This is a genomic window from Corynebacterium sp. KPL2895, assembly GCF_040225815.1.
Classification (GTDB): domain Bacteria; phylum Actinomycetota; class Actinomycetes; order Mycobacteriales; family Mycobacteriaceae; genus Corynebacterium; species Corynebacterium rhinophilum.
The window spans coordinates 61,868-73,006 of sequence record NZ_JBEHFY010000012.1; the positions used below are offsets into that span (position 1 = coordinate 61,868).

The window sequence follows — 11,139 nt, forward strand, 5'->3', positions numbered from 1 at the left end:
CCACTACTTCTGGTTGAGGTGCTGGGTAGTTAAGTAACCGCGCTTCATGCGGGCGATTAAGTTACTGCGCAAATACGCCGCAAGGAGCCACTCCATGCCAAAGATGATGAAGATCGCGGCGATGGACCAGTGCGCCATAAAACCCAGGATAAGGCCCAATAGCTGCGCCCACACGATGACGGTCAGCGCCCACTTCTTATTCATAAACGCGATCATGCCCAAGTGGAATATCAGGGCACCTATGACTACGCCGTAGTTAAACGGCGTCCACAGCGTACCGTCATACAGCTTGTACAACAGCGGCAGCGCCAAAACGAGCGTGATCGACTCCATGATGAGCGAGCTGGCGATGACCATGCCATTAAAGCTCTTGAGCGGATCCTTAACGGGATCCTGCCCTAGGCCCAATGGGCCGATTTCATTGTCCGCTATGTCGTCGCCGCGGCGCGGCTGACGAGGCAGGCGGGACCTAGGATTGGGGCTGGTCATGCGGGCTCCTTTCCAAACATAGCGCGGGCTTCGCCGGCGGTAACCACCGAACCGGTAATGACAATACCGGAGCCGGATTGCACCTCAGATTCCTCCGCCAGCTCCACGGCTTGCGCGTAGGCACCGGGCAGATCATCGGCCACATAGACGCGCTCTTCGCCATAAATATCGCGGGCCGTTTCCGCCAATTCATAGGCATCGATCGCGCGCGGCGAGGAGTTCTGGGAGATTACCACCTCGCTCAAGTACGGCTCCAGCGCGGCGAGGATGCCTTGGGCATCCTTATCGCCAAAGATGGAGAGCACGCCGATGAGCCGCGCAAAATCGAAATCGCGGTCGAGCGCCGCGCCAAGCGCCTTGGCGCCGTGGGGATTGTGGGCGGCATCGATAAACGTCGTGGGCGAGGTGCGCACTCGCTCGAGGCGGCCGGGCGAAATCGTCTTGGCAAAACCGTTGCGCACGGAGGCAATATCCAGAGGATGCCCGGAAGAGGCACCGAAGAAGGCTTCGACCGCTGCAAGGGCAACGGCCGCATTCTTGGCCTGGTGCTCGCCGTGCAACGGCAAGAAAATATCCTCGTACATGCCGCCGAGGCCCTGGATATTAACCTGCTGGCCACCGACCGCAATGCGGGATTCTAAGGCCGCGAATTCCGCTCCGGAGCGGGCCACGCCGGCATCCATATCCACCGCGCGCTGCAGGATGACCTGCATGGCCTCAGGGTCTTGCTCGGCAATAATGGCGATGTTTTCATTCGGGGTCAGCGGGTCTTCGGCATCGGCGCGGCGCTTGATGATACCCGCCTTCTCCCCCGCAATCTCCCGAATATCGCTGCCCAGGTAATCCGTGTGGTCTAGGCCCACCGGGGTAATCACGGAAACGTCCGCATTGACCACGTTCGTGGCATCCCACGTCCCACCGAGGCCGACCTCGACGACGGCGACGTCAACGGGGGCATCGGCAAACGCTGCATAGGATAGGCCCACCAAGACCTCGAACTTGGACATGGGGACCTCAGAGCGCGCATCCACCATCTCCACGTACGGCTTGATTTCGTGCCACAGGCGCACGTAGTCGCGCGGGTGGATGGGCCGGCCATCGATGCCGATGCGCTCGGTGACCCGCTGCAGGTGCGGGCTGGTGACCAGGCCCACGCGGCGGTGGAAGGAACGCAGCAGCGAATCGACCATGCGCGCGGTAGAAGACTTACCATTGGTGCCCGCAATGTGGATGACATCAAAGGACTGTTCGGGGTGACCGAGCAAATCCATGAGCATCTCGATGCGCTCCAGGGTGGGCTCGATCTTAGTCTCCGGCCAGCGCTGGTTGAGCTCGTCTTCCACCTCACCGAGCGCCTGCAGCTCCTCCGGGGATACCTCTTGGGGCGCGGCGTCGTTATATTCTTCGTCTTCGCCCATGCCGAGGTTCAGGGTCAGGCCCGATTCCGTGATCTCCACCGGGGTGCCATCGGTGCCTTCCTTGAGGGCATCGACGATTTCAAAATCGTCCTCTCCCCCGGCGACCTCGCCGTTCCCGTTGGCGTCGTGATTGAAGCGCTGATCTGTCACTACTTAAGGCCCTCCAAACGGCTGGTAATGCGCTCGACTTCCTCGCGTGCGATGTCTTGGCGCGCCCGAATCTTATTGACCACCTCTTCCGGCGCCTTGGCCAGGAAGTTCTCATTGCCCAGCTTCTTGCCGGTCTGTTCCAGTTCCTTATTGGCCTTGGCCAGATCCTTTTCCAGGCGCTTGCGCTCGGCTTCAACGTCGACCGCGCCGTGGGTATCCAGCGTTACCTCCACGGTGGCCTGGGACAGGCGCACCTCAATGGAGGCCGAGGGGTTAAAGTCCTCGCCCGGCGCGGTGGTATTGGCCAGGTTGCGGACCAATTCCTCTTGGCCCTGCAGGTCTGCCGCGGCGAAGTCGAGGCGGCCCGGCACCTTTTGCGAAGGCTTAACGCCCTGATCGGAGCGGAAGCGGCGCAGCTCGGTAATGAGCTTATCGGCATCATCGATGCGGCGGGCGGCCACCGCGTCCTTGGTGGCGCCGCCGTTGGTATCGGCCACTGTGGGCCACGGGGCGATGACGATGGATTCCCCGCCGGTCAATGCCTTCCACAGCACCTCGGTCACATACGGCATGGTGGGGTGCAATAGGCGCAGCACCACGTCGATGACGCGGCCCAAGACGATCTGGGTATTGCGGCCTTCTACCGTTTCGCCATCGCTCGGGATCTGCGTCTTGGCAATCTCCAGGTACCAGTCACAGAGCTCATCCCAGGTGAAGTGGTAGAGCAGCTCGTTGGCCTTGGCAAATTGATAATCGTCCAAGTAGGCATCGACCTGGGTGCGCACCTCTTCGGCGCGGTCAAGGATCCAGCGGTCGGCATCCGAAAGCTCCGTGCGGCTAGGCAAAGGTGCCACGCCGGCGCCGTTCATCAGCGCAAACTTGGTGGCATTAAAGAGCTTGGTAGCGAAATTGCGCGATGCCGCGGCGGCATCAGAGCCCAGCGGCAAATCCACGCCCGGGTTGGCGCCGCGGGCAAGGGTAAAGCGCAGCGCATCGGCGCCGTAATCGCGCACCCAGTCCATCGGGTCAATGCCATTGCCCAGGGACTTGGACATCTTGCGGCCCTGCTCATCGCGCACAAGGCCGTGCAGGTAAAGGTCTTTGAAAGGAATCTGCGGGCGGCCATCGGTGCCCTTACCCAAAAGCTCTGGGGTCTTGGTACCGGCGAAGGTGCCGAACATTATCATGCGCGCGACCCAGAAGAACAAGATGTCATAGGCTGTGACCAGCACGTTGGTGGGATAGAACTTCTCCAGATCCGGGGTCTTATCGGGCCAGCCCAGGGTGGAAAATGGCCACAGCGCCGAAGAGAACCAGGTATCGAGGACGTCCGGATCCTGCTCGTATCCTGCCGGCGGCTCCTCATCGGGGCCGACGCACACGATGTCACGCTCGATCTCACCGGACTCGTTCGTGCGCTCCGGGCCGTACCAAATGGGGATGCGGTGGCCCCACCACAGCTGGCGGGAGATGCACCAATCGTGCATGTCATCGACCCACTCAAAATAGCGCGGTTCCAGCGACTGCGGGTGCAAGACGGTATCGCCCTCACGCACGGCGTCACCGGAAGCCTTCGCCATCTGCGCGACATCGACGAACCACTGCAGCGATAGGCGCGGCTCGATGGGCTCGCCGGAGCGCTCCGAGTGGCCCACGGAGTGAACATAGGGGCGGATTTCTTTGAGGATGCGCCCCTGCTCCCGCAGCGCCTCCCTAATTTCCACGCGCGCATCTTCGCGCGTCATGCCATCAAACCGGGTGCCGGTATGCGCGATGTGGCCGGTGGTATCCATCACCGTCGGCATATCCAAGTTATGGCGGGTGCCCATGGCGTAGTCATTTGGATCGTGGGCCGGGGTGATCTTTACCGCACCGGTACCAAAATCCATGTCCACGTAATCATCGGCGATGATCTTCAGCTTCAGGTCATCGCGGAAGGGGTGATCCAATTCTTGGCCCACGAGGTGGGCGTAGCGCTCATCGTCGGGGTGGACGGCAATGGCGACATCGCCAAGCATGGTTTCCACACGCGTAGTGGCAACAATGAGGTGCGGCTCATCGTCGTTCAGCGAGCCATAGCGGATGGAGACCAGCTCGCCCTCGACGTCCTTGTAGACGACCTCGATATCAGAAACGGCGGTCTCTAGCACCGGTGACCAGTTGACCAGGCGGTTGGCCCGGTAAATCATGCCCTCATCGTAGAGGTTCTTAAAGATGGTCTGTACCGCACGCGACAGGCCCTCATCCAGGGTAAAGCGCTCGCGGGTCCAGTCCACGGAGTCACCGATGGCGCGCATCTGGTTCTGGATGGTGCCACCGAATTCTTCCTTCCATTCCCAGACCTTGTTGATGAATTCCTCGCGCTCATAGTCCCAGCGTTTCTTTCCCTCCTGCTCACGCAGACGGGCCTCCACCTTGGTCTGGGTGGCGATGCCTGCGTGGTCAGCGCCCGGCAGCCACAGGGTGGCATAGCCCTGCATGCGCTTGCGGCGAATGATGGAGTCGATCAGAGTGTGGTCCAAGGCGTGGCCCATGTGCAGCTGGCCGGTGACGTTCGGCGGCGGCAGCACGATGGAATAAGGCTCCGCCTCCGAGGATGCATCCGGGGTGAAGTAACCGGCGCTTACCCAGCCTTCGTAGAGGTCTTTTTCTACTGCCTGCGGCTCCCAGGACTTGGGAAGCTGGTCCGCGCGGTTGGTGCCAACGAGTTGCTCTTTATTCTGATCAGTCACCTGGCCAACTCTACCCTGTGCGTCAACTGGCACCACCGGCCTGTCTAGAGTAAGGGCATGTCTCACAACCCTGGCCACCGCGCCCGCCTCCGCACCCGTTACTTCACCCAAGCCAAAGACAACTCTCAGGCCTTCGCGTGCCTGACGAGCTACGACTGCTTGACCGCCGAAATCTTCGATGAAGCCGGGGTCGATCTCCTGCTCGTCGGCGATTCCCTGGCCAACGTGGTGCTGGGCCGCGAAACCACGCTCTCGCTCACCCTCGATGAGATGATCCCGCTGGCCCGCGCGGTGGTTGCTTCGACCTCCCGCGCCTTCGTGGTGGTGGACCTTCCCTTCGGCTCCTATGAGGACGGCCCCTCCCAGGCGCTGGAGACCGCGGTGCGCGTCATGAAGGAAACCGGCGCGCAGGCCGTGAAGCTGGAGGGCGGTGCGGAGCGCGCTCCCATTGTTGCCGCGCTTGTCGCCGCCGGCATCCCGGTCTGCGCCCACATTGGCTTTACACCCCAGCAGGTCCACGCCTTGGGCGGCTTCGTGGTCCAAGGCCGGGGTGCCGGTGCGGAGAAGCTTCACGACGACGCCCGCGCCCTCGCCGAGGCCGGCGCCTTCGCCGTGGTGCTGGAGATGGTCCCGGCAGCCCTTGCTGAGCAGGTGACCAAGGAGCTGCCCATCCCCACCATCGGCATCGGCGCCGGCGCGCAGACCGACGGTCAGATTCTGGTGTGGACCGATGCCTTCGGCCTGGGAGGTCCCAAGGCGCCGCGTTTTGTGCGCCGCTACGCGAATCTGCGCGGCGCGCTGCTGGAAGGAGCGAAGGACTATGTCGCAGATGTGGGTGAACGTTCCTTCCCCAACGCCGAGGAGTCTTTCGAGGACTAAGGTCTTAAGCCATGCAGATCCTCACAACTAAATCCGAACTCCGTGCCTTCCGCGCGGCAGCGTCCGGTTCCGTGGGTTTGGTGCCCACGATGGGCGCGCTTCACGACGGCCACGCTTCCCTCATTCGCCGCGCCCGCGAAGACAACGACACCGTGGTGTGCTCGGTCTTTGTCAATCCCCTCCAGTTCACGGACCTGGGCGACTGCGAAGACTACCGCGCCTACCCGCGCACCCTCGACGCGGATGCCGCACTGCTGGACTCGTTGGGAGTCGATGCGGTCTTCGCCCCCAGCGTGGAGGAAATGTACCCGGGTGGCACCCCGCGGGTGTGGGTGCGCACGGGTGAGATGGGCTCGGTCTTGGAAGGTGCCTCGCGCCCCGGCCACTTTGACGGCGTGGCCACCGTGGTGAGCAAGCTGTTTCACCTTGTCACACCAGACCGCGCTTATTTTGGGCAAAAGGATGCGCAGCAAGTAGCGATCATCCGCCGCCTGGTGGCGGACCTCGACCTGCCGCTGGACATCATCAGCGTGCCCATCGTGCGCGCAACGGACGGCGTGGCCGAGTCCAGCCGCAATGCGCGCCTCAGTGCCGCCGAGCGTGAGCAGGCGGTCGCCTTATCCCAGGCACTCTTCGCGCTGCAGGATGGCGCCTCACGTGAAGAAGCTGAGGCCCAGCTCGCTTCCTCCCCCGGCGTGACGGTGGATTACCTCACCGTGGTGGACCCGGCCACGCTCGAACCCGTAGATGCACAACACCGGCCCGCCTTGGCGCTGGTAGCAGCGCATGTGGGGCCGGTGCGGCTCATCGATAACTTGGTGCTGAAGGCTTAACCTTTCAGCAGGTGGGCTACGGCCTCGCGCTCCTCACGCAGCTCCTGCACGGAGGCCTCGATGCGCTCCTTCTGGAAATCGCTGAGCTCCAGGCCTTGGACGATTTCCCACTTGCCGTCGCGGCAGATGGTGGGAAAGCCGCAGATGAGGCCCTCATCGACACCGTAGGAGCCATCCGAAGGCACGGCGGCGGTGCGCCAATCCTCGGTGCCGTGGACCCAATCGTGCATGTGGTCCACGGCCGCAGATGCAGCCGACGCCGCGGACGAGCTGCCGCGCACCTCGATGATCTCCGCGCCGCGCTTGGCCACCTTGGGGATCATCTCCTCGCGGTACCACTGCTCATCTACCTCCGCGTTTGAGAAGGCGATATCCGGGAACTGGGTGGCGGAGTGGTTGCCCCAGACCGCAATCTTGGAAAAGTCCTTGGTGGCCTTGCCCGTCTGGGCCGCCAACTGGCCCAAGGTGCGGTTGTGGTCTAGGCGCATGAGTGCGTTGAACTGGGAGTTATCCAGATCCGGCGCGCTATGCGCGGCAATCAGCGCGTTGGTATTGGCTGGGTTGCCCACCACCAGCACGCGGACATCGCGCGCCGCATAGTCATTGATGGCCTTGCCCTGCTCAGTAAAGATGGCGCCATTGGCCTCGAGCAGGTCAGCGCGCTCCATGCCCTTGCTGCGCGGGCGGGAGCCGACGAGGAATGCGGCGGAGGCATCCTCGAAGGCGACCTTGAGGTCATCTGTCACCGTAATCGAGTTAACCAGCGGCAGGGCGGAATCGCGCAGCTCCATGGCCACGCCCTCGGCCTTTTCTACTACCGCTGGGATTTCCAACAGGGCAAGGTCTACCGGGGTGCCCTTGCCAAATACGTCGCCTGCGGCAATCCTCCACAGCAGGGAGTAGGCGATATTTCCGGCGGCGCCGGTGACGGTTACTTTTACTGGCTGGGTCATGCTCATTCCTCCTCGTATGTCGTGGAGTTGTAAGCGCCCCTCATGCACGCCACCCTCCACGGGATGTATCCACCCCCGAGCTTAGCGCTATACGGAGGTAGCGTGTTGTGAAATAAATCCCCCTCTTTCGGAGGGAAAACGCCGCCAAATTTCCGGATATTACCCCCATTTACCTCCAAATTAACGCCCCCAATGGGCACATTCCTCCCGCGGGGTGGGGCTAATCGGGCATGATGGAAGCGGCACAGACCCCACTGGGGAGCGCGCTTGCAGGGATGCATTCACTGCCTGTGGGCGGCTGCACGGTGGCCAACCACTGCCGCATCGAACCAGCATGAGGCCGGCCGTGCAGTTCCCGAGACACTACCCACCATCGCCACATCGGCGCCGCGAAGCAGAGATAGGACACATGCTATGAGCACTGAGCACACCGAACCGCTGCACGCTGCGGAGCAGGCGGAAGACTCCGACGCTCACGCTGCGGATTCCATCAGCACCGATGCCGTGGTGGATATCGCCATTTCCCAGTTTTCCGCGTGGGGTTTTTCTGAAACCAAACTGGATACCATCGCCGCGGAATCCGGCATGTCCAAGCGCATGATTCACTATCACTTTGGCGATAAACAGGGCTTGTACTTAAGGGCTTTAAGCACCGCCGCCGAACGCCTGCGCCCTGACGAAGAAGACCTAGAACTCGATTCCGCGGTCCCGGTCGAAGGCGTGCGCAAGCTGGTGGACTGGATCTTTTGGCAGTACGTCAACCACCCCGAGGCCATCCGCATGATGACCTGGGAAACCGCCCAGTCCATCGTGGGCTCTTCCACCAATCCCGTGGCGGATTTTAGCGGCGTCGCCCTTCACCTCGATCGCCTGCTCATGCTGGGCCAGGACGCCGGTGCCTTCCGCCCGGGCATTTCCACCAACGATATTTTCACCATCATCGCCTCGCTCGCCTCGTACCGCGTGACCAACCGGGCGATGATGGACAACCTCTTGGGCGTGGATATGTCCAGCCAGGCAAATACCGACGGCATGCACCGGCTTACCGTCGATACCGTGCTGGCATTCCTCACCGCCAATATCCCCGATTCCGGCCACGAGTCTTACTTGGTGCCTTCTGATGCCGACGAGGGCGACGAGGCCTCCCCGCAAGACATCTACGGCGAGGCATAAAAAGAAAGCACCGGCTGCTTGCCGATGCCCCTTTTTCCTACCACAGCGTTTCTCTCGCTAGGCCGATTCCTTTGCCTCATCCTTGTAGGTGAATTCGGGCGCTGCGCCCTGGGTGACGCAGTCCGCGGTAATGTGCACGGCGGAAATATCTTCCCGGTCCGGCAGCTCAAACATCACTGGAACGAGCAGTTCTTCCAGGATCGCGCGCAGGCCGCGCGCGCCGGTCTTGCGCTCGAGGGCGAGCTCTGCGATAGCATCCAGCGCCCCGGCATCCATGTCCAGCTCGCAGTCATCCATCTCAAATAGGCGGCTGTATTGCTTGAGCAGGGAGTTCTTGGGCTCGGTCAACACCTTGACCAGGGCCTCGCGGTCCAAGTTATCCACCGTCGCCACCACGGGCAGGCGGCCGATAAATTCTGGGATCAAGCCGAACTTCACGAGGTCTTCCGGGCGCACCTGGGAAAATAGGTCCACCTTTTCCCGCTCGTCTTCGGTGCCCAGCTTCGCGCCAAACCCAACGCCCTTCTTGCCCACGCGATCCGCGATCACCTGGTCGAGGCCCGCAAACGCGCCGGCGACAATGAAGAGGATATTGGAGGTATCCAGCTGGATAAATTCCTGGTTCGGGTGCTTGCGCCCGCCCTGCGGCGGGATAGCAGCCACGGTTCCCTCCAGGATCTTCAGCAGCGCCTGCTGCACGCCTTCGCCGGAGACATCGCGGGTAATGGAGGGGTTTTCGGATTTGCGGGAAATCTTATCCACTTCGTCGACGTAGATGATTCCGCGCTGGGCGCGCTCCACATCGAAATCTGCTGCCTGCAGCAGCTTCAAGAGGATGTTTTCTACGTCCTCACCCACATAGCCGGCCTCGGTCAAGCTGGTGGCATCCGCGATGGCGAACGGCACATCCAGCAGGCGCGCCAAGGTTTGCGCCAGGTAGGTCTTACCGGAACCGGTGGGCCCCAACATCAAAATATTGGACTTGGAGATCTCTACCTCTTCGCCCTCGGCCTTCTTCCGTCGCGCATCTAACGCAGCGGATTCTTCTGCCTTAATGCGCTTGTAGTGGTTATACACCGCAACCGACAGCACGCGCTTGGCCTTGTCCTGGCCAATGACGTACTTATCCAAAAAGGAAGAAATCTGCGAAGGCTTAGGCAGGCGCACCTCCGCCTCAGAAGACTCCTCGGCCTGCTCGTGGCCGAGCTCTTCTTCAATAATCTCATTGCAGAGCTCGATGCACTCATCGCAGATGTAGACCCCGCCGCCGGCGATGAGCTTTTTCACCTGCTTTTGGCTCTTTCCGCAGAAGGAACACTTCAGGAGATCAGCGCTTTCTTGCATACGTGCCATTCAGTACTTTCACACTCGCTCTTGTTTACCGCTTTTAAAGGTGGGGCGGAAGGCTCGCTCACTTCCATCCCCGCGGTTGGTTGTTCAAAAATCTACCTTAGTAAATCAACCCGACACGGCTCCTATTCATTCCCTCCGCGTGGCGAAATTCGCAGATCTTTATCCGCCCACACCACTAAACTTGGGATTGGATCCTCCACTACCTCCACCACCGCCGAAGGAGCCATTTCATGTTTGACCTCACCAACCGTACCGCGATTGTCACGGGCGGGGCTGCGGGCATCGGCAAAGGCATCGTTGCCTCCCTGCGCGAAGCCGGCGCCAACGTCATTATCGCCGATATTGACACCGACAAGGCTGAAGCCACCGCCGCGGAGCTCGGTGCTACCGCCTATTCTGTCGATGTCACCGATAGGGACTCCATTAAAGAACTGTTTGCCAAAGCCCACGCCATGCACGGCGCAATCGATATCGTCTGTTCCAATGCCGGGGTCTTTCCCAACTGCCCGTTGGAAGAGATGACGGATAAGCAGTGGGAAACCATGTTTGATATCAATACCCACGGCACGTTCAAGGTCGTGCAGGAGGCCCTCCCGTATATGAAGGAACGAGGCTACGGGCGCATTGTCATTACCACCTCCATTACCGGCTCGCACACCGGCTTTCCCGGCTGGGCGCACTACGGCGCCTCCAAGGCGGCCCAACAAGGTTTCATCCGCTCCGCTGCCCTAGAAATCGCCCGCGATGGCATCACCATCAATGGCGTTTTGCCCGGAAATATCCTCACCGAAGGCCTCGAGGCACAGGGCCAGGAGTACCTCGATGAGATGACGCGCTCCATTCCGCTGCACCGGCTTGGTAGCCCGCGCGATATTGGCAATGCCGCGGCCTTCCTCGCCTCCACCGAGGCCGGATATATCACCGGCCAAACGCTGATTATTGACGGCGGCCAGCTCCTGCCAGAAACCCCCGAGGCCATCCTGCCGCCGCGCTAGCCTGCACCTGCCTAGCTAGTGCTTGCCCAGCTGGCGCTTGACGATGCCCACCCTAAGACACAGATAACCCCGCCGACACCGTTACGGTGAACTGCTCCCCATTAGTTGGACTGAGAAATCAGTTACCGACTAGTAGGGAGTAGTTTTCTTTGAGAGCACGAAGT

9 protein-coding genes are annotated in these 11,139 nt (G+C 61.3%); 4 read left to right on the forward strand and 5 right to left on the reverse strand.

Features of this window, described 5'->3' with window-relative positions:
• Positions 1–3: 3 nt before the first annotated feature.
• Genes ABRP95_RS07030 through ABRP95_RS07040 form a run of 3 tightly spaced genes read right to left on the reverse strand, consistent with a single transcriptional unit; the run spans position 4 to position 4,789 of the window.
• On the reverse strand, positions 4–489 hold the full coding sequence (locus ABRP95_RS07030; RefSeq protein ID WP_239268709.1) for a DUF4233 domain-containing protein: 486 nt from the start codon (positions 487–489) through the stop codon (positions 4–6).
• The gene (folC, locus tag ABRP95_RS07035) at positions 486–2,057 is read right to left on the reverse strand and encodes a bifunctional tetrahydrofolate synthase/dihydrofolate synthase (protein WP_370658452.1); all 1,572 of its coding nucleotides are present in this window, start codon (positions 2,055–2,057) and stop codon (positions 486–488) included. Before folC ends, ABRP95_RS07030 begins: the two co-directional genes overlap by 4 nt.
• Entirely contained in the window at positions 2,057–4,789 is a 2,733-nt protein-coding gene (locus ABRP95_RS07040; protein ID WP_284852615.1) for a valine--tRNA ligase, read from the reverse strand. Before ABRP95_RS07040 ends, folC begins: the two co-directional genes overlap by 1 nt.
• Positions 4,790–4,846: 57 nt before the next feature.
• On the opposite strand from ABRP95_RS07040, the gene panB reads away from it, so the two are divergent.
• Positions 4,847–5,668 (forward strand): 3-methyl-2-oxobutanoate hydroxymethyltransferase, encoded by an 822-nt coding sequence (gene panB, locus ABRP95_RS07045; RefSeq protein WP_005277923.1) that lies wholly within the window; start codon positions 4,847–4,849, stop codon positions 5,666–5,668.
• An 11-nt stretch (positions 5,669–5,679) separates the two neighbouring features.
• A complete protein-coding gene (panC, locus tag ABRP95_RS07050; protein WP_349839143.1) occupies positions 5,680–6,501 on the forward strand; it encodes a pantoate--beta-alanine ligase in 822 nt (273 codons plus the stop codon).
• Here panC and ABRP95_RS07055 read toward each other — a convergent pair.
• Complete coding sequence (locus ABRP95_RS07055) at positions 6,498–7,460, reverse strand: malate dehydrogenase (RefSeq protein WP_284852617.1); 963 nt, start codon at positions 7,458–7,460, stop codon at positions 6,498–6,500. The genes panC and ABRP95_RS07055 overlap by 4 nt on opposite strands.
• Before the next feature lie 408 nt (positions 7,461–7,868).
• Here ABRP95_RS07055 and ABRP95_RS07060 point away from each other — a divergent pair, with 408 nt between their 5' ends.
• Positions 7,869–8,627, forward strand: a complete 759-nt coding sequence (locus tag ABRP95_RS07060) for a TetR/AcrR family transcriptional regulator (protein WP_349839144.1) — start codon at positions 7,869–7,871, stop codon at positions 8,625–8,627.
• Positions 8,628–8,684: 57 nt separating this feature from the next.
• On the opposite strand, the gene clpX is transcribed toward ABRP95_RS07060, so the two are convergent.
• Positions 8,685–9,980: an ATP-dependent Clp protease ATP-binding subunit ClpX gene (gene clpX / locus ABRP95_RS07065; protein ID WP_284770211.1), complete on the reverse strand. Its 1,296-nt coding sequence runs from the start codon at positions 9,978–9,980 to the stop codon at positions 8,685–8,687.
• Positions 9,981–10,210: 230 nt separating this feature from the next.
• On the opposite strand from clpX, the gene fabG reads away from it, so the two are divergent.
• Positions 10,211–10,975, forward strand: a complete 765-nt coding sequence (gene fabG, locus ABRP95_RS07070; protein WP_284782283.1) for a 3-oxoacyl-ACP reductase FabG — start codon at positions 10,211–10,213, stop codon at positions 10,973–10,975.
• Positions 10,976–11,139: the final 164 nt, after the last annotated feature.